General features: G+C 71.5%; 23 protein-coding genes. 14 read left to right on the plus strand and 9 right to left on the minus strand.

All coding sequences use genetic code 11. From position 1 onward, the window contains the following. Positions 1 to 6 precede the first annotated feature (6 nt). Positions 7 to 435, plus strand: a complete 429-nt coding sequence (locus tag Dsi01nite_RS10450; protein WP_239135810.1) for a protein-tyrosine phosphatase family protein — start codon at positions 7 to 9, stop codon at positions 433 to 435. Here Dsi01nite_RS10450 and Dsi01nite_RS10455 read toward each other — a convergent pair. Then, positions 432 to 686, minus strand: coding sequence for a three-helix bundle dimerization domain-containing protein (locus Dsi01nite_RS10455; RefSeq protein ID WP_203845881.1), 255 nt, complete (start codon positions 684 to 686; stop codon positions 432 to 434). The genes Dsi01nite_RS10450 and Dsi01nite_RS10455 overlap by 4 nt on opposite strands. 139 nt (positions 687 to 825) lie before the next feature. On the opposite strand from Dsi01nite_RS10455, the gene Dsi01nite_RS10460 reads away from it, so the two are divergent. From Dsi01nite_RS10460 to Dsi01nite_RS10490, 7 genes are all read left to right on the plus strand, one after another. After that, positions 826 to 1,272 (plus strand): GNAT family N-acetyltransferase, encoded by a 447-nt coding sequence (locus tag Dsi01nite_RS10460; protein WP_203845882.1) that lies wholly within the window; start codon positions 826 to 828, stop codon positions 1,270 to 1,272. A gap of 96 nt (positions 1,273 to 1,368) precedes the next feature. Beyond that, positions 1,369 to 1,812 (plus strand): hypothetical protein, encoded by a 444-nt coding sequence (locus Dsi01nite_RS10465; protein ID WP_203845883.1) that lies wholly within the window; start codon positions 1,369 to 1,371, stop codon positions 1,810 to 1,812. 137 nt (positions 1,813 to 1,949) lie between these two features. Then, positions 1,950 to 2,522: a DUF4240 domain-containing protein gene (locus tag Dsi01nite_RS10470; RefSeq protein ID WP_203845884.1), complete on the plus strand. Its 573-nt coding sequence runs from the start codon at positions 1,950 to 1,952 to the stop codon at positions 2,520 to 2,522. Between the two features lie 74 nt (positions 2,523 to 2,596). Beyond that, on the plus strand, positions 2,597 to 3,475 hold the full coding sequence (locus Dsi01nite_RS10475) for a hypothetical protein (RefSeq protein ID WP_203845885.1): 879 nt from the start codon (positions 2,597 to 2,599) through the stop codon (positions 3,473 to 3,475). Positions 3,476 to 3,650: 175 nt separating this feature from the next. Then, positions 3,651 to 5,132, plus strand: a complete 1,482-nt coding sequence (locus Dsi01nite_RS10480) for an arabinofuranosidase catalytic domain-containing protein (RefSeq protein ID WP_203845886.1) — start codon at positions 3,651 to 3,653, stop codon at positions 5,130 to 5,132. A gap of 60 nt (positions 5,133 to 5,192) precedes the next feature. After that, positions 5,193 to 5,717 carry a P-loop nucleotide/nucleoside kinase family protein gene (locus Dsi01nite_RS10485; protein WP_203845887.1) on the plus strand — a complete coding sequence of 175 codons (525 nt, stop codon included), beginning with the start codon at positions 5,193 to 5,195 and terminating at the stop codon, positions 5,715 to 5,717. After that, positions 5,714 to 5,917 (plus strand): ClpX C4-type zinc finger protein, encoded by a 204-nt coding sequence (locus tag Dsi01nite_RS10490; RefSeq protein ID WP_203845888.1) that lies wholly within the window; start codon positions 5,714 to 5,716, stop codon positions 5,915 to 5,917. Before Dsi01nite_RS10485 ends, Dsi01nite_RS10490 begins: the two co-directional genes overlap by 4 nt. Here Dsi01nite_RS10490 and Dsi01nite_RS10495 read toward each other — a convergent pair. The 4 genes from Dsi01nite_RS10495 to Dsi01nite_RS10510 form a co-directional block, all read right to left on the minus strand. Continuing rightward, complete coding sequence (locus tag Dsi01nite_RS10495; protein ID WP_203845889.1) at positions 5,903 to 6,094, minus strand: DUF7003 family protein; 192 nt, start codon at positions 6,092 to 6,094, stop codon at positions 5,903 to 5,905. The genes Dsi01nite_RS10490 and Dsi01nite_RS10495 overlap by 15 nt on opposite strands. Positions 6,095 to 6,109: 15 nt before the next feature. Then, on the minus strand, positions 6,110 to 7,000 hold the full coding sequence (locus Dsi01nite_RS10500) for a carbohydrate ABC transporter permease (protein WP_203845890.1): 891 nt from the start codon (positions 6,998 to 7,000) through the stop codon (positions 6,110 to 6,112). Beyond that, complete coding sequence (locus Dsi01nite_RS10505) at positions 6,997 to 7,881, minus strand: carbohydrate ABC transporter permease (RefSeq protein ID WP_203845932.1); 885 nt, start codon at positions 7,879 to 7,881, stop codon at positions 6,997 to 6,999. The genes Dsi01nite_RS10500 and Dsi01nite_RS10505 overlap by 4 nt, the downstream gene beginning before the upstream one ends. An 81-nt stretch (positions 7,882 to 7,962) precedes the next feature. Then, a complete protein-coding gene (locus Dsi01nite_RS10510; protein ID WP_203845933.1) occupies positions 7,963 to 9,183 on the minus strand; it encodes an ABC transporter substrate-binding protein in 1,221 nt (406 codons plus the stop codon). Between the two features lie 282 nt (positions 9,184 to 9,465). Between Dsi01nite_RS10510 and Dsi01nite_RS10515 the strand changes: the two genes are divergently transcribed. After that, positions 9,466 to 10,032, plus strand: coding sequence for a GNAT family N-acetyltransferase (locus Dsi01nite_RS10515; protein ID WP_203845891.1), 567 nt, complete (start codon positions 9,466 to 9,468; stop codon positions 10,030 to 10,032). A gap of 10 nt (positions 10,033 to 10,042) precedes the next feature. On the opposite strand, the gene Dsi01nite_RS10520 is transcribed toward Dsi01nite_RS10515, so the two are convergent. Next, positions 10,043 to 12,382 (minus strand): Hsp70 family protein, encoded by a 2,340-nt coding sequence (locus tag Dsi01nite_RS10520; protein WP_203845892.1) that lies wholly within the window; start codon positions 12,380 to 12,382, stop codon positions 10,043 to 10,045. A gap of 101 nt (positions 12,383 to 12,483) precedes the next feature. On the opposite strand from Dsi01nite_RS10520, the gene Dsi01nite_RS10525 reads away from it, so the two are divergent. Further along, positions 12,484 to 12,630 carry a hypothetical protein gene (locus Dsi01nite_RS10525; RefSeq protein WP_203845893.1) on the plus strand — a complete coding sequence of 49 codons (147 nt, stop codon included), beginning with the start codon at positions 12,484 to 12,486 and terminating at the stop codon, positions 12,628 to 12,630. 40 nt (positions 12,631 to 12,670) lie between these two features. Here the strand turns inward: Dsi01nite_RS10525 and Dsi01nite_RS10530 are convergent, their stop codons facing one another. Next, positions 12,671 to 14,218 (minus strand): methyl-accepting chemotaxis protein, encoded by a 1,548-nt coding sequence (locus Dsi01nite_RS10530; protein ID WP_239135811.1) that lies wholly within the window; start codon positions 14,216 to 14,218, stop codon positions 12,671 to 12,673. A 148-nt stretch (positions 14,219 to 14,366) separates the two neighbouring features. Here Dsi01nite_RS10530 and Dsi01nite_RS10535 point away from each other — a divergent pair, with 148 nt between their 5' ends. Beyond that, on the plus strand, positions 14,367 to 15,896 hold the full coding sequence (locus Dsi01nite_RS10535) for a M1 family metallopeptidase (protein ID WP_239135812.1): 1,530 nt from the start codon (positions 14,367 to 14,369) through the stop codon (positions 15,894 to 15,896). Between the two features lie 37 nt (positions 15,897 to 15,933). Here Dsi01nite_RS10535 and Dsi01nite_RS10540 read toward each other — a convergent pair whose 3' ends face one another. Further along, entirely contained in the window at positions 15,934 to 16,656 is a 723-nt protein-coding gene (locus Dsi01nite_RS10540) for an SDR family NAD(P)-dependent oxidoreductase (protein ID WP_203845894.1), read from the minus strand. A gap of 637 nt (positions 16,657 to 17,293) precedes the next feature. Here Dsi01nite_RS10540 and Dsi01nite_RS10545 point away from each other — a divergent pair. The 3 genes from Dsi01nite_RS10545 to Dsi01nite_RS10555 all read left to right on the plus strand — a co-directional run bounded on the left by Dsi01nite_RS10545 (position 17,294) and on the right by Dsi01nite_RS10555 (position 19,008). Beyond that, on the plus strand, positions 17,294 to 17,437 hold the full coding sequence (locus tag Dsi01nite_RS10545; protein WP_203845895.1) for a hypothetical protein: 144 nt from the start codon (positions 17,294 to 17,296) through the stop codon (positions 17,435 to 17,437). A gap of 60 nt (positions 17,438 to 17,497) precedes the next feature. Continuing rightward, entirely contained in the window at positions 17,498 to 18,100 is a 603-nt protein-coding gene (locus Dsi01nite_RS10550; RefSeq protein WP_203845896.1) for an STM3941 family protein, read from the plus strand. Between the two features lie 122 nt (positions 18,101 to 18,222). After that, complete coding sequence (locus tag Dsi01nite_RS10555) at positions 18,223 to 19,008, plus strand: hypothetical protein (protein ID WP_203845897.1); 786 nt, start codon at positions 18,223 to 18,225, stop codon at positions 19,006 to 19,008. Between the two features lie 209 nt (positions 19,009 to 19,217). Here Dsi01nite_RS10555 and Dsi01nite_RS10560 read toward each other — a convergent pair whose 3' ends face one another. After that, complete coding sequence (locus Dsi01nite_RS10560; RefSeq protein WP_239135813.1) at positions 19,218 to 20,951, minus strand: S8 family serine peptidase; 1,734 nt, start codon at positions 20,949 to 20,951, stop codon at positions 19,218 to 19,220. Between the last annotated feature and the right edge of the window lie 93 nt (positions 20,952 to 21,044).

The raw sequence follows: 21,044 nt of genomic DNA on the forward strand, positions 1-21,044 counted from the left end.
AGTACCATGGCCAAACCGCGTGGCGGGGACTGGCTCGACGACGAGATGACCGCACTTCGCGCCGCCGGGGTGGACGTCCTGGTCTGCGCGTTGACGGACGACGAGCGCGCCGAGGTCGGCCTCACCGGCGAGCCGGTCGCGGCCCGTGCCGCCGGGCTGGAATTCGTGTCCATCCCGATCCCGGACCGTGCCGTCCCCGACCCGGCCACCGTCCTGCCGGACCTGCGACGGCTCGCCGAGCAGGTCCGCGGCGGCGCGCACGTCGTCACCCACTGCCGGATCGGCATCGGCCGGGCCTCACTGCTCGCGGCCGGCATCCTGGTCCTCAACGGCGTCCCGGCCGAGGAGGCGTGGCGGCTCCTCGAACAGGCCCGCGGGCTCGCCGTCCCCGACACCCCGGAACAGCGCGAGTGGCCCGCCGCCCTGCGGCCCTAGTCTTCGACGATTTCGGGCTCGTGCAGTTCGTATCCGCGTTCACGCAGCTGCTCGATCACCCGCGGCCGGGTGAGCGACAGCACGTGCGTCTCGACCTCGGCGTCGCGGAGCAGGTCAGCGTAGGTGTCCCGGACCAGCTGGTCGACCTCCGCCGGCGGGGCGTCCGGGAACCGTTCGCGCAGGATGTCCGTCTCCCGCCGCAGCGCCGTGTCGATGTCGCCCAGGTGGGCGACCCCGTCGTGACCGGTCATGGTGGCACGTCCTCTCGTTGTCGCGGTGCTCCGGCTCTGTTGCCACCCGGACGTTGCCAGGTCGCCAACGGCGGGCGAACGGACGTTGAACGCGATCGCGGTTTTCTGGGAGCCGGGCGGCGATCGGCAGAATGGGGCGATGACGACGATCCGGCGGTTCGAGGCCGCAGACGCTCCCACGGTCGCCGGCCTCATCGAGCGGTGCCTGCGTGAGGTGAACAGCCGGGACTACTCCGCCGACATCATCGAGCGGATGTGCGCGCACTTCGATCCTTCACGGATCGCGGCGCTCGCCGCCCAGCGGGAGATGTTCGTCGCCGATTCCGGTGGGATCGTCGGCACCGTCTCCCGGGACGGCAACAAGGTGTACACGATGTTCGTGCACCCTGATGCCGCCGGACAAGGGATCGGGCGGTCACTGATGCGGCACATCGAGGCGCTCGCCGCGGCCGAAGGGCACGAGTTCATGGAGACCGGCGCGAGCATCACGGCGCACGAGTTCTATCAGCGACTCGGGTACGTCGACGTGCGCACCTCCGACACCGAGTTCGGCTTCAACTACATCCTCCGCCGCCCGCTGCCGTGACGTTGCCGCGGGCTCGTCTGCCTCCCCCACGATGCCATCGACAACGGGTGAGAAACCCGAGGCCGGCGCAACCTGACGGGCACTACAGTCGCGGGCGTGCAGGATGAGCCGTGGGAGCACTACGAGCGCAGCAGGACCTGGACCGGCTGGTCGTATCCGATCGGGCGGACGCTCGTCGAGGCGGCGCTGCGGAAGGCCGGCGTGCGGCTGCTGTCGCTCGACTTCAGCCAGCCCGGCCACGGCGGAGACAGCACGGTCATCCTCCTGCTGCGGGCCGACCGGTACGCGGACATCGGCGCCACCTATCACCTGACGCGTGGAACGCCCCAACGCCCACGCACCGCCCTCGCGCTCTCGGCGGTTCCCAGCTCGCTGCGACCCCAGGCGGCGGAGGCCCTCACGACCGGCGGCGCGCTGGACGGTGCGTGCGCCTGGCTGGCGAGGGCCGAGAAGGCGGACCCGACCTGGCTCGACAAGGCGCACGACTGGACCGCGTACCTGGACAACGGCGTGCTGCGGGTGGTCGAGGGAGAGCGGTGACCGCTCAAGGTTGCCACCGCCGTGTCCTCACCCGGTGCCCGACCGCCGGGGCGATGACCACGGTCGCACCCAGAGTTCGCCACCTGTTGCCACGCGGGACAGCTGGAACACCGGCGGCACCGGCATAGGGTTCGCCGGTGGATGCGGACGAGTTCTGGGCGCTCATCGAGGCGTCCGCAGGCGACGGCGACGGGCAGGACGAACGCGAGGCGTGGCTGAGTCGACGGCTGCGGCGGGTGCCGCGGGCGGACCTGCTGGACTTCGTCCAGCATCTGGCGGCGACCCGGGAACCGGCCAACACGTACCGGTTGTGGCACGCCGCGGACCTCTTGTGCGGCGGGTACTGCAGCACGGACGGGTTCCACTACTTCCAGATGTGGCTGGTGGGCAACGGCCGTGCCGTGTACGACGCGGCGATCGCCGACCCCGACAGCCTTGCCGCGGCGCCGCAGGTGGCCCCGCTCGCGGCGGAGCCGGAGCGCTACTACCCCGGGTGGGAATCGCTGGAGTATGTCGCCCGGCGCGTGGGCCTGGAACGCGACGACATCGACGGGGACGTCCGTGACGTCGTCACCGCCGAGCGGCAGGTCCGCCTCCGGTTCGACCCGAAACCCGAAGACCTTGACTGGCGCGACCTCGACGAGGCCGCGGTGGCCCGGGCGTACCCACGGCTCTGGGCGCTGTTCGGCGACCGCCGGAAGCGAGACTGACCGCCGGGCCTGAGCACCCTGGCCCACTCCGTCGCTTCAGGTCGTGTTTGCCGGGCGTCTGTACCGTGCATCGCATGTCGATGCGACGCAGGACGATGCTCGTCGCGGGGGTTCTGGCGGTGCTGGCGACGGCCGCGTGCGGGTCGGACGAGCCCGGGGGCAAGGCCGGCAGGGACCTGTTGGACCGGCTCTCGCCGGTGGGCACGCCGACGGCGACGGTCGTGGACCTCGCCCGGGTCCGCAAAGAGCTGGGGCTGCCCGCCGACTTCGGCGGGGCGACCGGCTCACGCGAGGCCGCGCAGCAGCGGTTCGACAGCATCGTGGCGATGGCGTACCCCATCTGGAGCACGCCGCTCAAGTCGGCCGTCCGGGACGCCGTCGACCTCGGCCGGGTCTCCGCCGTGGCGAACAACGGGGTGGGGCGGCAGGCGGTGACCGTGCTCGCGACCGGGCAGAAGCTCGGCGAGATCACGGCGGCGCTGAAGGCGGGCGGCTACACCGAGGACAACGGGGTGTGGCGGGCGCCGGCCGGGAACCGGGTCACCGCCGCGGCCGCGGTCGGGGGTGGCGACGGCTTCCTGGTGACCGGAGCCGACGCTGCCACCGTACGGTCGACCGCACGCGGCGAGGGCACGGGGTTCAAGGGCCGGGTCCGCGAGCTGATCGACCAGCTCGACGCACCGGCGGCCGCGGCCGTCGACTACCCGAGCGGCTGCGTCGACGCGGCCGCCGTCGCCGATGACATCGCCGGGCAGAAGGGTCGCATCATGCTCATCGTCCCGGGCGCGAGCACGGACCGGGTGCGGACGGGCGAGATCCAGTCGTTCACCGTCGACACGTCGAAGGTCGAGGGCGACAAGGTGACCGTGACGCTGACCCATGCGCGGGCCGAGATCACGCCGCTGCAGTTCGTCGGTGGGGAGCGCAGCGTCACCGAGGTCTACGGCTGCTGATCGCCGGCGAGCGGCAGCGGCCTGAACTTGACATCATCTATGTGAGCGATAACACTCATCAATCAGGCGGCCGCCTGCGCCACGGTCTCGACAGCCACCCACCGCCAACGGGATGGCCGTCGGGCATGCGCGCGACATTCCATGTGATCGCTAACATCACCCCGAAAGGCGCACCATGGAGTTCAGGTCTTTGCGGCGCACAGCACTCGCCGCCGCCGCGACGGCGCTCGTCGCCGCGGCGCTGGTCGCCCTGCCCACCACCGCGCAGGCGGCCGGCACGCTGTCCTGCGACATCTACGCCGGCGGCGGCACCCCGTGCGTCGCCGCGCACAGCACCACGCGGGCGCTCTTCGGCTCGTACAACGGCTCGCTCTACCAGGTGCGGCGCTGGTCGGACGGGGCGACGTCGAACATCGGCGTGCTGAGCGCCGGCGGCTACGCCAACGCGGCGGCGCAGGACTCGTTCTGCTCCGGCACGTACTGCACGATCGTGCGCATCTACGATCAGACGTCCCGGCACAACGACCTCACGATCGCTCCCGGCGGCGGCGCCAACCCGACCCCCGACCAGGGCGCGAACGCGGCGGCGCTGCCGGTGACCGCCGGCGGGCACAAGGTCTACGGCGTCTACATCTCGGCCGGCAACGGGTACCGCAACAACGCCACGAACGGCATCGCCACCGGCAGCCAGCCCGAGGGCATGTACATGGTGACCGAAGGCACGCACGTCAACGACCGGTGCTGCTTCGACTACGGCAACGCCGAGACCAACAACCTCGACACCGGCAACGGCGACATGGACGCCATCTACTTCGGCACCCTGTGCTGGTTCCAGCCGTGCGCGGGCGGGCCACGGGTCGCGGCGGACCTGGAGAACGGGCTGTTCGCCGGCGGCAACGGCTCCTGGACCGCCAACACGGGCCGCAGCAGCGCGTTCGTGACGGCGATGCTGAAGAACAACGGCACCACCACCTACGCCATCAAGGACGGCAACGCACAGTCCGGCGGCCTCGCGACCCGCTACGACGGCGGGCTGCCCACCCAGGCGGGCTACCGGCCGATGACCAAGCAGGGCGCGATCATCCTCGGCATCGGCGGCGACAACAGCAACGGCTCGGTCGGCTCGTTCTTCGAGGGCGTCATGACCAGCGGCTACCCGAGCGACGCCACCGAGAACGCGGTCCAGGCCAACGTCGTGGCCGTCGGCTACAGCAAGAGCGTCACATTCCCCGTCAACGGCGCCACGTATCGGCTGACGAACCTCGCCAGCGGCAAGGTCCTCGACGCCGTCAACTGCGGCACCGCCAACGGCACCCAGATCGACGTCTGGCAGGCGCTGGGCAACACGTGCCAGCAGTGGCGCTTCAACAGCGTCGGCGCCAACAAGTGGACCGTGACGAACGTCAACGCCAACAAGGTCCTCGACGCGGTCAACTGCGGCCAGGCGCTCGGCACGGCCACGAACCTGTGGCAGTCGCTCGGCAATCTATGCCAGCAGTGGGCGGTCATCCCGGCCGGCAACGGGCGCTACGAGCTGGTGGTCGAGAACAGCGGCATGGTCCTGGACGACCAGAACTGCGGCACCGCCAACGGCACCAAGGTCCAGCTGTGGATGTGGCTCAACAACACCTGCCAGCTGTGGCAGATCGCCCCGTGATGTGATCACCTTCGTTGTGGCGCGGTACGTTGCCGCGCCACAACGAAACGGGGTGTACCAATGCTGGTGGAGTTCGGTGGACTGCCGGGCACGGGGAAGTCCACCCTCGCGGGGCGGCTCGCGGTCGAGACCGGCGCGGTGTGGGTGCGCGTCGACGAGATCGAGGGCGCGATGCGCCGCAACGGCCTGACCCCCGAGCAGACCGGGGTCGCGGCGTACAGCGTCGCGCATGACGTGGCCGCCAACCACCTGCGGCGCGGGCTGCTGGTGCTCGCCGACGCGGTGAACCCGGTCGCCGAGGCCCGGGCCGGCTGGCGGGACCTCGCCGCCTCGCTGGGCAGCCGCCACCTGGTGGTCGAGACGGTGTGCGCCGACATCGACGAGCACCGGCGCCGGGTGGAGACCAGGGACAATGACCTGCCCGGCTGGGTCCACCCGACGTGGGCGCAGGTGCAGCGGACGATGGCGTCGTACCAGCCGCGCACCGACGACAGGCTCGTCCTGGACACCACCGACCCGCTCGAGGACTCCTACCAGCGGCTGATGGCTGCGGTCCACCTCAGCGTCACTCAGGTGCGGGGATGACCGGGTTCCGCGACATCACCTGCACCCTGTGCGACCGGCACAACCGGGACGTCCACATGGTCGGCGCCCGGGACGGCCTGATCATCTGCTCGGTGTGCGTGGCGCGGTGCGCGGAGATCCTCGACGCCGACACGGGCGTCGAGAGCCCGGCCGGCGGATGGGCGAGCCGGTGGCCGTCGAAGCCATCAGAGGGAACCTGACTCCGGCCAGTTGGACCCAGTGCGTGTTCGGCGGACCACGATGAGGGCCCGGCGCCCGGCGTCACGGTATCCGTGCAGCCGGGCGTCGACGGCGAAGGAGTAGCCGTTGCCGAGGTCCGCGAAGCAGCTGTCGTCGTCCGCGGCGTCGAGCTGCGCCAGGATGCCGGCTTGGTCCACGGCGGGGCAGTGTAGTCAGCTCTTGACGGACCCGGCCATGAGCCCGCCGATGAACCAGCGGCCGAGGACGATGTACACCAGCAGCGTCGGGAGCGAGGCGATGAGGGCGCCGGCCATGGAGGCGGCGTAGTCCGGGGACTGGGCGCCGGCGAGGGCGTTCAGGGCGATGGTGATCGGGCCGTTGCGGGTGTTGGACATGAAGATGGCGAACAGGTAGTCGTTCCACGACGACGTGAACTGCCAGATCACCGTGACCACGAAGCCGGGTGCGGACAGCGGCAGGATCACCGAGCCGAAGGTGCGCAGCATGCCGGCGCCGTCGACGCGGCTGGCCTCGATGAGCTCGACGGGGACGGTGGTGGCGTAGTAGTTGCGGAAGATGAGGGTGCAGATGGGGATGCCGTAGACGCAGTGGACGAACACGAGGGTGGGGATGCCCGGTGGCAGGCCGATCTCGTGGACGATCGAGCGGAGCGGGATCATGACGGCCTGGTACGGGATGAACATGCCGAACAGGATCAGCGTGAAGACGACGTCGGCGCCGGGGAACCGCCAGCGCGACAGCACGAAACCGTTGGCGGCGCCCAGGAGCGAGGAGATGGCCGCGACCGGGATGGCGAGCTCGAAGGTGCGGATGAACGACGGTCGCAGCGACGTCCACGCCTTCTCCCACGAGGCGAACGTCCACTCCTGCGGCAGGTTCCACTGGCCGTTGACGCCGATCTCCCGGCCGGACTTGAGGCTGGTGACGACGAGGACGTATGCCGGCATGAGCACGATGATGAGGAACAGCAGGAGCAGCCCGTAGGTGATGACCCGCGCGAGCGGCGAGCGGCGGTTGATCCGGCCGCCGGACTTGCGGGCCGGCGTGGTGACCGCCTGGTCGCGGGCGATGGTGGCGGTCATGAGCGGCGCTCCACGCGGTTGTTGTAGATCAGGTACGGGATGATGACGACGGCGACGAGCAGCAGCAGGATCATGGAGATCGCGGCGGCCTTGGCGTAGTCGCTGGTGAGCAGCGTCTGCCAGACGTAGACGGCGGGGACCTCGGTGATCCACTGGGCGCCGGAGACGCTCATGATGAGGTCGAACATCTTCATCGACATGTGCCCGAGGATGATCAGCGCCGACAGCGCGGTCGGGGTCAGCTGCGGGAAGATGACGTGCCGGTAGAGCTGGTAGCCGGTGGCGCCGTCCATGGCGGCGGCCTCGCGCAGCTCGGCGGGGATGCCGCGGAACCCGGACAGGAACAGCGCCATGACGTAGCCGGACAGCTGCCAGATCGCGGGCAGTGCCATCGCGGCCATGCCCCAGTCGGGGTCGGTCCACCACGGGTTCTCCAGGAACCCGAGGTGCAGGTCGTGGAAGATGCGGTTGAGGCCGCCGGCCTGGTCGCCGGTGCCGGAGTTCATGAGCCAGCGCCACACGACGCCGGACGCGACGAACGACACGGCCATCGGGAAGAGGTACACGGCGCGGAAGAAGCCCTCACCGCGCACGCCGCGTTCGAGCAGGAACGCCCACAGCAGGCCGAGCAGCAGCGCGCCGAGCATGAACACGGCGGTGAAGACGAGCAGGTTCTTCAACGAGTGCACGAACCGGCCGTTGATGTCCTCGGTGAACAGGTCGATGAAGTTCTGCAGGCCGACGAAGCCCTTGCTGCCGAGGGCGTCGTGCTCGTCGGTCAGCGACAGTTTCGCGGTCCAGCCGATCAGGCCGTACACGAAGACGCCGAGCACGATGAGCGAGGGGGCCAGCAGGATCAGGCCGGGCGCCCAGCGGCGCATCCGGGCGGTGTTCTTGGTGCTCAACGTTCTCCCATCACCGTCGCGCCGGGGCCTTCGGCGGAAGGCCCCGGCGCGAAGTATCTACTTGCCGGCGAACTGCTTGGCCGCGGCGACGAGCGCCTTCTGCAGGCTCGCGACGTCACCGTCGGAGGAGAACTTGCCCTGCGCGGAGCCGACCGCGCCCTGCCAGCCCTGCGAGCAGGCCGAGCCGTGCGGGCACGACGGGACCGGGGTCCCCTTGGCCCAGTCGGCGATCGCGGCCTGCTGGTAGGCCGGGTAATCGGTGGCGACGGAGTCGGTGCGGGCCGGGATCGAGCCCTTCTTCACGTTGAACGCCTTCTGCCCGGCGGCCGAGCCGAGGGTCTTCAGCCAGCACTTGGTGCCTTCGGGGTTCTTGGCGCCCTTCGGCAGCACGAACGAGTCCGCGAGCCACTGGTACGCGTCGCCGTTACCCGGGAACACCGAGTAGCTGTAGTCCTTGAAGTTCTTCGCGTCCAGGTCCGCGGCCTCCCAGTCACCCATGAGCTGGAACGCGGCCTTGCCCTCCATCAGCAGCTTCTCCGCGTCGGTCCAGTCGAACGTGTCGCGGTCCTTGTTGCTGTAGGTCAGCAGCTTCTTGTAGTCGTTGATCGCGTCGGTGACGTCGGCCCCGGCCCAGTCGGTCTTGCCGCTCCACAGGCCGTTGAACTTGTCCGGGCCGAGCCTCGAGATCAGCACCGCCTCGAACAGCATCTGCTGCGTCCAGTCCTTGCCCAGGGCGAGGGGCGTGGCGATGCCCTTGGCCTTCAGGGTGTCGAGCTGGGTGAAGAACTCCGGCATCGTCTTCGCCGGCGCGGTGATGCCCGCGTTGGCCAGGACGGTCTTGTTGGCCCACAGCACGTTGGCGCGGTGGATGTTCGCCGGCACCGAGTAGATCTTCCCGCCGACCGTCAGGCTGTCGACCAGGCCCTTCGGGAACGCCGAGGAAAGGCCCCACTCCTTGTACTGCGCGGAGAGGTCCTCGATCTGGCCGGCCTTGATGTAGTCGGTCAGCTCGGCGCCCGCGTGCGCCTGGAACGTGTCCGGCGGGTCGCTCTGCTGCAGCCGGGAGGCGAGGACCTGCTTGGCGTTGGAACCCGCGCCGCCGGCGACCGCACCGTTGACGAACTCGTATTGCGAACAGTCCGTCTTGAACTGCGCCACCAGGCCGTCCAGGCCCGCCTTCTCACCGCCGTCGGCCCACCACGTGAAGACCTCGACCTTCTTGTTACCGCTACCGCTGGTGCCGCCGTCGCCGTCGTCGGCGCCGCAGCCGCTCGCCATGAGGGCGAGGGCGAGGCCGGCGGCGGTGACGAGCGCACGCGTCTTGACGCGCATGTGTGTCCTCCTGAGCAGGGATGGCACGTGGGGTGTTGAGAGATGTCGGGGTGTGGTTGAACGTGTTTGAGCGTGGTCGAAAGACCTATCCGGACCTTGGTACCGGGCGGGGGGTTCTGTCAACTGAGGGCAATCAAACTGTGATGTGACGGCTCATCGGGGGGACTTCTGCTGAGACTTGACGAAACCCCCTCGATGTTTCGACACGAAGATCCATAGACTCGTGCCGTGCCGGAGCTCGCCTTTCCAGATCCGCCGCTCACCGACGGCGTCGTGCTGTTGCGACCGTGGCGCGACGCCGACGCCGCGCAGCGGTACGAAGGTTTCGCCGACGAGCTGTGCCAGCGCTTCTCCTGGTCGCGGGTCGAGCCGGTGACCGAGGCCGACGTCGCCGGCGCCTACGAGCGCGACGAGCGGGCCCGGCTCGCCGGCGGGTCGCTCAACCTCGCCGTCACCGACGCCGCCCGGCCGGAACGGGTGTGGGGCGCGGCATCGGTGTACGACGTCGCCGCCGCCGAGCAGCGGGCCGCGGTCGGCTACTGGGTGGCGCCGTGGGCCCGTGGACGCGGCGTCGCGACCCGGTCGCTGCGACTGCTGGCCGGGTGGGCGTTCGACGCGCTCGCCGTGCAACGCCTGGAGCTCACCTGTAGCCCGGACAACACGGCCTCGGCCCGGGTCGCGCAGCGCTGCGGATTCGTGCGCGAGGGCGTGCTGCGGTCCCACATCCCCTTCAAGGGCGCCCGCCGCGACACCGTGATCTTCAGCCTGCTCCCCGGCGAGCTCCTGCCCTCATGATCCGGAAGGTTCAGGCCAGCGTCAGCTCGATCGGCACGGTGTTCGCCGGCGTCGGGGCGTCCTTGCCGGACAGGCCCAGGTACAGCAGCTGCAGCACATACCTGCCCGGTTGCAGCGGCGTCCGCACCGTGAACCAGATCCACACGTCCCGCTCGAGCTGGTCCTTGCCGAGGATCTTGACGGTACGGCTCTCCGGCGCGAGCGTGTCACCGTCGGGCTGCTGGAGCCGGAAGTTCACCGGGCGCAGGTCCTGACCGCCGGGGCCGACGTCGCCCAGCGGCCGCACGTCGAATGAGCAGGCCACGAAACGGAAGCCGTCCTTGACCTGCCGGTGTGCGTCGAGGACGCCGTCGCCGCCGAGGAGGTCCGCGCGCAACGTGCACGTCAGCCGGTCGAACTGCAGCTTGCCGACGGTCTTCGTCCCGGCGGGCAGCACCTCGCGCGGCTCGAACGTGGTGGCCGGGGCGCCGTCGCCGAGCGGGACCACGGCCATCGCCTCGTCCGCCTCGCCGATCGTGATGGTGCCGGCCTTGAGGTCGCCGACCTCGCCGGGGTCGATGCTGAACCGGAACCGGCCCGGCGACTGCGTCTTCGCCGGGACCTGACCGGCGTCGTAGAGCTGACCCTTGGTGCGCTGCTGGCTGCCGCTGCTGTAGCTGGCGTAGATGCCGCGCTCCAGCGGTCTGTTCGACAGGTTCTCCACCCGGACCTCGGCGGTGAGGGTGCCGTCGCCGGTACCGCCGGAGGGCGGCTGATAGGTCACCGTGCCGAAGGTGAACTTCGCCGCCGCGTACCAGACGACCTGGGACACGGTGATCGACTGGGTGCCCTTCGGCTGACCCGCCACGGCTGTGGTGCCGCCACCGCTGCCGGGTGTGCGGCTGCCGCCGTCGTCGTCGCGGCTCGTGGTTGCCTGCCGGATGGCGTACCCGGCGCCGACGAGGAGGATGACGGCGGCGACCGCGGCGAGGACCCGGGTCAGCCCGCGCCGCCCGGCCGTTCCGGGCCGGTTCGGCGGCACCCGCCAACCGGCCGCGTCGGCCGACGTCGCGGCCCGCGTGGCCGGGGCGGAAGGCGCGACCGACGCCTGGGTGGACCCGAAGGTCGGCGGCCCGGACGTGGGCGTCACGGTCGGCGGCCCGGACACCGGCATCGCGGGCGGCGGCCCGGACACCGGCATCATCGGCGGTCCGGACACGGGCATCGCGGGCGGTGGTCCGGACACGGGCAGCACCGGCGGTGCGAACGGTGCCGCCGGGGCGGCCATGGCCGGCGGCGTCGCGGGCATGGACGCGGCGGCCGCGGGCAGGCTGCCGTACGCGACGACGAGCTCCGGCTGCTCGATGAGCGTCGGCGCGACCCCGAGCCGCTGGTGCAGCAGCGTCCCGGCGAGAGGGATCCGGCTCGACCCGCCGACGAGGAACAGCCCGGCGATCTGGTCCGCGCGCAACCCGGCGCGCAGCAGCGTCCCGGCGGTCAACGCCACCGTCTGCTCCAGCCACGGCCGGGCCAGCCGCTCGAACTCCTCCCGGGTCACCGGCACGTCGGTGTCGAACACCGGGACCCGGACCGTTGCCGTGGACTGGCGCGACAGTTGCTCCTTGGCGATGCGGGCCTCGTCGTACAGCTGCTGCCGGTGCCGGGGGTCCTGCTCCAGCCGGCTCCACAGCATCGGGTCGCGGGCGGCGAGGGGCCGGCCGATCCAGTCGACGACCGCCGCGTCGAGGTCGACGCCGCCGACCGTGTCGGACCCGTCGGCGCCCAGCACCTGCCAGCCGCCGTCGGGGCGCCGGCCGACGATGCTGGTGTCGAAGGTGCCCGCGCCGAGATCGAAGACGACCAGCGCGTGCCCGGACGGCACCTCGTGGCGCAGGACGGTGGTGAAGTAGACGGCGGCCGCGACCGGCTCTGGGACCAGCGTCACGGTCCCGAACCCGGCGGCCGCGGCGGCCTCCGCCAGCACCTGCCGGCGCGGCGCCGCCCAGGTGGCCGGATGGGTGAGCACGACCCGGGACGGGCTGCCGGCGGCCCGCACCGCCTCCTCCCCGACCCGGCGCAGCAGCGCGGCGAAGACCTCGACGACCTGGAACTCGTCGGTGCCGAGCAGCATCGCGCCGTCGTCGACGCGGCGCTTGGGATGCCGCTCGAGGCGCTCCGGCTCCAGCCGGCCGGCGCGCAGCGCGTCCCGCCCGACGAGCAGCCGGCGGTCGCCGGCGCCGAACACCGCGGACGGCAGCAGCGGGCTGGAGTCGAACAGCAGAGGCTGGTCACGGCCGTCGGGCGACGCGAGGACCGCGACGGTGTGCGAGGTGCCCAGATCGACCCCGAGTGACGTCTGCCACGGCTGCATGGCAGCAAGATATAGGTCGCCGTCAAGCGAAGCGATTGAATCCCGTCGTAGCGGGCAACCAGTCCTGTACGTGCATACGACGACTGCGAGGAGCGGTACCCATGGCTGAGAACACGAAGCAGACCAGCGAGAAGGCCGCCTCCGCGGCCAGCGACGTCCTGCGGGACCCGAAGGCCAGCACCGAGGACAAGCAGGCCGCGGGCAGCGCGCTGTCGCAGAAGGCGCCGAAGGCCGACGCCGGCGAGTGACCGGTGCGAAGGCCCGGCCGGTCCGGCCGGGCCTTCGCCGTCACGACAGACGTTCCAGCAGCTGGGCCATGCGTGCCTGGTCCTCGAGGACCTCGTTGATGCGGGCCTGGACGGTGTCCATCTGACCGATCGTCTCGCTGGTGACGTGGATGCCGTCGGTGACCGACTGGGCGTTGGTCTGGATGCCGGCGATCTGCTCGGCGACCTTCTGCGTGGCCGTGGCCGTCTCCCTGGCCAGGTCCTTGACCTCGCCGGCGACGACCGCGAACCCCTTGCCGACGTCACCGGCGCGGGCGGCCTCGATCGTCGCGTTGAGCGCGAGCAGGTTCGTCTGGTCGGCGATCGACGAGATGATTTTGATGACGTCGCCGATCGCGATCGACGACTCGCTCAACGCCGTGACGTTCGTGGTCATCTCCGAGGCGCGGGCCACCGCCTCCCGGGCGACCCGGGTCGCGTCCTGGCTGGCGGAGCGCAGCCGCGAGATCGAGTCGAGCAGCTGCCGGGCGTTCTCCGCGGCGGTCTCGCCGGCGCGCACGATGTCCAGGCGCTGCGACACGAGCTGCTGCACGTTGCGCAGCGCCGACGCGCGGGACTCGCTGAGCTCGATGTACTCGGTGGTGAAGAAGTCCATCGTGCCGACGACCCGGTCGCCGCTCATGATCGGGAAGCAGATCCCGGACCGGACCCCGGCGCGCTGCGCGGCGGGCGCCCGCACACAGTCGGTCAGCTCCGCCAGGTCACGGACGAACACCAGGTCGCGGGCCTTCCACGCGCGGCCGGACAGCCCGACGCCCTCGGCGAAGCTGGCGGCGAGGGTGACCTTGCGGAACTCCTCACCGGCGGACCCGGACTCGAACTGGAACCGCAGCTCCCGCCCGGTGGCGTCAACCTCCCAGTACGAGCCGTACGCCCACCCGAACGAGCTGCGGACCGAGTCGAGCGCGGCGCGGATGGTGCTCTGCATGTCGTGGGCCCGGCCGAGCGCGGCCACCACGGTGGTCACCGCGAGCCGGTCGTCGGCGAGCTGTTGCAGCTGCACGGAGGCGAGGGCCTGGCTGCGGGCCTGCTCGGCGATGCGGGCGATGGCGTTCCACTTCTCGGTCCGCGGCCCGTCGGCGCGCAGCTCGTGCTGCGAGTAGTACTCGAACACGGCGACGACCTGCCCGGCCTTGACCACCGGAATGACCACCGCGGACACCGCGCCGGCCCGGGTCGCCGTCTCGCAGCGCAGGCAGTCGCGCACCTCGCGGGTGTTGTCGACGTAGATCGGCCGCCGGCCCTGATGGGCGCGCCCGACCAGGCCGCTGGTGACCGTCAGGTTCCGGCCGGCCATGGCCGTCCTCAGCTCGCCGGCGATCGGGCCGGTGTCGAAGCCGAGCCGCAGGTCGCCGTCGGGGCCGGGCAGCCACACCGCGCCGTACATGAACCCGTGCGAGCTCACCAGCGACTCGACGGTGATCCGCCAGGTGGAGGCCTCGTCCGTGGCGCGTTCCAGCGCGGCGATCAACTGTTCCAGCGACTCCACGTCCCGCGGGACCGGCAGGGCGGACTCCTCGGATCGAGCTCGTGCTCGCAACAGGCCCAACGGATCCCCTTGGTTGTGGGCGGAACGACTTTTGCACAGCTCATCGGCACCACCCGACCCAACCTGAGCCGAAAATCGGTGCAACCTCGTCGATGTCTCGGCGGTCCGTCCAGTGACGCTATCCACACGAGACCACGGGGGTACATCGATGGCACGACGTCACAGACACGGTCGCACGCTCGTCGCGGCCGCCATGACCGCCCTGCTCGGCGTCGCACCGGCGGCGCCCGCGGCCGCGGCCGGCCCGGCGACCTTCACACCCGGCGCGCCCGGCATCGGCGACCCGCACCTCCCCCTCGCCGGCAACGGCGGCTACGACGTGGGCCACTACGACCTGGACGTGCGCTACGCGCCCGGCACGGACGAGTTGACCGGCCACGCGACGATCCTCGCCACCGCCACCCAGCACCTGTCCCGCTTCGACCTCGACCTGACCGGCCTGACCGTGGACGCGGTCCGGGTCAACGACCGGCCCGCGACGTGGACCCGCGACGGCGGCGAACTCGTCATCACGCCCTCCCGCGGGCTGCGCAAGGGCCTGCCGTTCAGGGTCGACGTGCGGTACCACGGCGTCCCGGTGCGCTACAGCTTCCCCGACCCGGACCCCACCCAACCGCCGTACGAGTACGGTTTCGTGCGCACCGACGACGGCGCGATCGTCGCCGGCGAACCGGAGTCCGCGGCCCTGTGGTACCCCGTCAACGACCACCCGCGGGACAAGGCGACGTACTCGACGCACCTGACGGTGCCCGACGGGCTCACCGCGATCGGCAACGGCGTCCCGCTCGGATCGTCCACCCATGACGGCTGGACGACGTGGCGGTGGGCGGCGCTCACCCCGATCGCCGCCTACGTCAGCACCATGGCCATCGGCCGGTTCCGCGTCGACCAGCACCTGCACGACGGCCGGCCGACCGTCATCGCCGTCGACGCCGCCGTCGCGCCCGAGGTCGCCGACCCGGTCGTCGGGCGCACCGACGAGATCACCGACTACCTGGAGACGCTGTTCGGCCCGTACCCCTTCGAGTCGAACGGCGCGATCGTCGAGCGGCACGACGCGCTGTGGTTCGCCCTGGAGACCCAGACCCGGCCGATCTACCCGGTCTCGTACTTCACCATGGGCAGCCCCCAGTTCCAGGCCGGCGTCGTCGCGCACGAGCTGACCCACCAGTGGTACGGCGACAGCGTGTCCCTGACCTACTGGTACGACCTGTGGCTCAACGAGGGCTTCGCCACCTACGGCGAGTGGCTGTGGGGCGAGCACGACGGCTACCGCACGGTCCGCGAACGCTTCAACACCTTCTACACGCTGCCGATGGACTCGCCCTTCTGGGCGCCCGCGTACGACCGCGAGGGCGAACAGTACGGGGGCATCTCGGCGTACATGCGCGGCGGCATGACCCTGCACGCGCTGCGGATGAACGTCGGCGACGCCACGTTCTTCGGCATCCTGCGCACCTGGGCCGCCGAACACCGCCACGGCAACGCGACCACCGACCAGTTCATCGCCCTCGCGTCCCGCCTGGCCGGCCGCGACCTGCGCCCGTTCCTGCAGGCCTGGCTCGTCGGCGCGGAGAAGCCCCCGAACCCGGACCCGCTGCCCGCGTCGACCTTCTCCGCGCCGGCGGCGGGTTGCCCGGCAACCGTCCACATCCGCACCGCGCCCTGCGACCGATGACCTTGTGCCCCCGGCCGGCGCGGCCGGGGGCACGCGTTCAGCGGCCCAGGTAGGCGCCGCCGTTGACGTGGACGACCTGGCCGGTGACGTGCCCGGCGGTCGGGGCGGCGAGGAACAGCACCGCGGCGGCGACGTCGCCGGGTGCGCCGGCCCGCCCGTTGCGGGTGGCCGCGACCCGCTGGCCGATCCCGTCGTCGGTCAGCCGGTCGCGGAAGAACTCGGTGGCGAGGATCAGGCCGGGGGCCACGACGTTGGCGGTGATGCCGCGCGGGCCGAGCTCGCTCGCGATCGACGCGGTCCACGCCTCGACGGCCGCCTTGGCCGCACCGTACGACCCGGCGCCCTGCCGGGCCGCGATCGAGCCGACGGTCACGATCCGGGCGTGGTCGGTGAACCGGGGCGCCAGCGCGGCCGTGACGAGCACCGCGGACAGCAGGTTGGCGTCGAGGTTGGCCCGCCAGTTGGCTGCGAGGGCCTCGAGGTCGCCGTCGGCGGGGTCGGGCCGGTCGAAGCTGGTGTTGCCGCCGGCGTTGTTGACCAGGACGTCGACGTGCGCGGGCAGGGCGGGCAGTGCCGCGGCGACCGCGGTCGGGTCGGCGGCGTCGAAGGCGACCGCGGTCGCGCCGATGCGCTGCGCGGCCTCCTTCAGCGGGCCCTCCCGGCGGCCGGTGATGACCACCTGGTCACCCGCCTCGGCGAAGGCCGAGGCGACCGCATAGCCGATCCCCGTCGCGCCGCCGGTGATGATGACCGAACGCATAGATGGCTCCTCAACGTGGACGCAGGTTCAGGTGCTCCCGCAAGGTGCTGCCAGTGTAGGCACAGTGCGGGCCGTCCCCAGGCCGCGACGGTCTCGGGCTGCCGGGACCTGCCGGACCCGGCGCGGGCCGAGCCGCTGCGACGGTGGGGGCGCGGTGCGCGCCGTCACCGTCGATCTCGAGGGACATCCTCGACGCCTCATCTCCGGGCCGACATACTCCTATTAATCCTATCTGGTTAGTAGTATTTTGTCCACGCCGGCGCCCGTTCCCGTGACAAGGGCGACAACAACGACCGTCCGGCGTTGACAGTGCCGCGGCCGCGCTGCTGCACTGTGCCCATGGCACGCACGCCACTGTGGACCCGCGACCACATCGACTTCGGTCGAGTGTGGTCCGCCTCCTGTCCGGCCTGACTCACGCCCCGCTCCCCGGCTTCCCGCCGCAGCGTCCGCACCCATCTTCGTGAGGAACCGTGATGTCGACCCCGCGCGCCCGCAAACGTCCATCCACTGTAGACAAACACCGATACGACTCGGCCTACGTCGTCGTCGCCGTCGCCGTTCCGGGCGGCCACGCCGACGACGTGGCTCCCCCGCTCGTCTTCCGGCTCCAGCCGCGGCACCAGGGCCGGCGGCGATGAGCGGGCCGACCGCGGCGGCCAGGACCGCCGCCGCCCTCCGGTGGCTGCGCTGGCTGGGCGGCCCGGCCGCGCGCCCGGCGCCCGCGTCGGCCCGGCTCCCTCGACCGCGGCCCGCCCCGGCCTACGAGCTGCTCAACTGAGCCAGCGACGGTGCCGCACCTCACTGCACCACGGTGCGGCACCGGGTAGCGTCCGGCAGCGTGGACGAGGCGCTGGTGATCCGCCCCCGCGCCGGCAGGATGCTGCTGACGGTGCTGGGCGCCGCCCTCTTCACTGCCGCCGGCATCGGCATGCTCTGGACCGGCGACCCGTTCACGATGCTCGCCGGGGCACTCTCTGTCGCGTTCTTCGGCGGCGGCACCGTCGCGGTGCTGGCGCGAGGCCTGCGGCACGGCATGTCCCAGGTCACGCTGACCCCCACCGGGATGCGCCTGCACTCCGGCGGCACCGTCGCCTGGACGGACATCGCGGCGGTCGGGTGCACCCGGCCACCGGGACCCCTGGTGTGGATCCGGCTGCGCGATCCGGAGCACTACCTGGCCTCGACCCCGGCGCACGCCAACCGGGCGATGCGCCGGTTCATGCGGCCGTTCGCCGCGATCCTGAGCGTGCCGCTGATCGCGGCCCTGCCACCGGACCAGCACCGGACCATGTGGCGCTACGCCGGCAGGGCCCACTCCCACGCGGACGAGCTGCGGTGGAACCGCGAGACGTTCGGCTGGGACCTCGCCCTGGCGGTCACCTGGCTGGACCGCTCCGGCGAGGAGTTTGTCGAGCTCATCGAGAGATACCGCCATTCTTGAGATCCCCGTCACGGTGTCAGACAGACGATCGTGAGTCCCGCGCTCCGCCACCGCGCCGTTACGGTCCGGACGGCTGCGCCCACCGAATCCAGCGGGCGCACCCCGATTCGGAGGATCCTGCAGTGAAACACATAACTGTCCTGTTCACCCTCGCCCTGGCCGCCGCCGGCCTGAGTGCCTGCGACGCCGAGGTGACGTCCGCCTCGGGGGCGCAGGCGAGGCCCATCGCGTCGTCGCCCGCCGCGCTACCACCCAACGAGGCATTGCTGGCGGCCGTGCAGGCGCTGGACACCACCGCGTACAACTTCAACATCAAGCAGGGCACCAAGACCGGCGGTGGGCGCATCGACCCCGCCGCGAAGTCAGCCACGATGGAGCTGGGCGGCACCGTCGAGCAGTTCACCGTCTCCGTCGCGTACACCGTCATCGCCCCCCAGCTGTGGGTGAAGGCGGACTTCGGCAAGGAGCTCAACCAGCTCTGGGGCCTCCCGGCGAACGTGTGGATGCTGGTCGACCTGGCGAAGGTCGGCTCCACGGCCACGCTGCCGGTGGACAAGGCCGGCGCGCCCAAGCTCGGCGTCACCGAACTGTTCAAGAACGGCCTGGTCGAGGTCAAGCGCACCGACGCCACACACTTCACCGGCACGGTCGACGTGACCGCCGCCGACACCATCCTCGCCCCGACCGACGACGTGCTGAAGAAGGCGGGTGCGAAGGCCAAGGCGGTCCCGTTCACCGCCACCGTGGACGGCCAGGGCCGGCTGACCGCGTTCGCCATCGACGGCGCGTCGATCGACCCGGAGCTCGCGATGCAGCTGACGTTCGCCGGCTTCGGCTCGGTCCTGCCCGTCACCGAACCGGCCGGCGCGACCCCCGCCCCAGACTCGGTCTACCAGCTGTTCAGCTGAGCAGCACCCGGTGCCGCACCAGACCGGCGCGGCACCGGGTGCGCGACTTCCACGCCCGGAACACCTTTCATTGACGCTTGCCGATGCGCGCTGACCTGCCGGGATGTTGTCCTGGCTCGGTGCGTCGGGCTACGCCGCCGACATCCCGGCGCTGCGGCGGATCCACCCCGGCCTGCTGACCCTCGACCGGTGGCTCCGGTCGTGAACCGTCAGCCCCAGTCGCTGGCCGACCAGGTCTGCCCGGACCAGGTCCGGCCCGACCAGGTGCGCCCCGACCAGGTGCGACCGGACCAGGTGCGGCCGTTCCACACCGCGCCGGACCAGGTGCGGCCCGACCACGTCCGGCCGGCCCAGTTGGCGCCCGACCAGGTCCGGCCGGACCAGGTGCGGCCGTTCCAGGTGTCGCCGTCCCAGGCCGCGCCGGTGGTGCAGACCTGCGCCCAGCCGGCCGGGGTCCAGGCCTGGCCCATGATGTCGACCTCGCCGGTGAGCTCGGTGCCGGTGTCGGGATCGGCGACGTGGGCGGTGCCGCGGGACAGCTCCAGCGAGCCGAGACCGGTCGCGGGCAGGAACGCCTGGGTCGAGACGGCCGGGGTCGGCGCCTTGACCGCGGCGGCGACGTCGAGCTGGCCGGCGCCCTGGGCCAGCTCGTCGCCGGCGGGCATCGCGTCGGCGGTGCTCGTCAGCAGCCGCTTGACCTGGTCGGGGGTGAGGCCGGGGCGCTGCTGCAGCAGCAGCGCGGCGGCGCCGGAGACGACTGCGGCGGCCTGGGAGGTGCCGCTGCCGCGGAAGTACCGCTGCGCGGGGTCCTCGGCGATGCGCGCCTGCGGGTAGGCGGCGTCGATGTAGCCGTTCGGCACGCGCAGCGACACCACGGACTTGCCGGGCGCGACCAGGTCGGCGTGGCGGGTCGCGTTGCCGCCGGTGCTGAAGTCGGCGACGACGTCATCGGCGCGGTTGGCGGTGCTGAGCGGGTCGGCCGCACCGACGGCCAGGATGTTCGGGTTCTGCGCCGGCATCCCGACCCGGGTCTCGGTCAGGCCGTCGTTGCCGACGGAGACCACGACCACGATGCCCTTCTTCCAGGCCGCCTCGACCGCGTAGGACAGCGGGTCCAGGCGCGGGTCCTGGGTGGAGTCGGTGCCGAAGGACAGGTTGAGCACCCGGATGTTGAGGCCCGGGTCGTCGCGGTGCGTCACGACCCAGTCGATCGCGGCGATCACCTGGGAGACGTCGACGGCGCCGTCGGCCGCCGCGACCTTCATGTTGATGAGGTGGGCGTCGGGGGCGACCCCGACGAACTGCTTCTTGTCCGCCTCGTTGCCCGCCTTCACGCCGGAGTCGCGGCCGGCGATGATGCCGGCCATGTGGGTGCCGTGGCCGAACGTGTCGAGGTTGCGCAGGGCGGGCGTCTGCGACTCGAAGGACAGGTCCGGGCCGTTGATGACCTTCCCGGGCGCGTCGAGGCCGGCGACCGGCGCGATCCCGGAGTCGATGACGGCGACGCCGATGCCCTGACCGGTGAGCCGGGCGCCGGTGGCGTCCTTGGCCGACCAGACGCTCTGGGCGCCGATCGACTCGGTCAGGCTGAACATCGAGTGCTGGTCCTTGTCCGCCTGCCACTCGTCGCCCTGCAGCCGCACCTCGCCGTCGGGGGTGACCGCGAGGACGCCGTCGGCTGTGCTCAGGGCGGCGACCGCGCCGCCGGGCACCGTGGCGGTGAACGCCCCGACGAGGTCCAGGTGCTGCCCGACCGTGCCGCCGGCGCGGATCACGGCCGCCTCGGCGGCGCCGGTGCCGTCGTGCCGCACGATCACCGGCACCGACGGCGCGGCGGCGGCGGCGTGCGTGGCGCTGGTCGCGGCGGCCGCCGGACCGGCGAGCGGGGCGACGAGCAGACCGGTCGCGGCGGCGGCTGCCAGCAGCATGGAACCTGGACGCATCAAACCTCCATCGTGTTGCGGTGCTTCGAGCGTGCGGCCCCGGATGGGTCGTTCCTGTCGGGTGGTTGGCCGATCCACGCCCCGATCGGCGTA

It is taken from the genome of Dactylosporangium siamense, from assembly GCF_016862795.1.
GTDB classification, from domain to species: domain Bacteria; phylum Actinomycetota; class Actinomycetes; order Mycobacteriales; family Micromonosporaceae; genus Dactylosporangium; species Dactylosporangium siamense.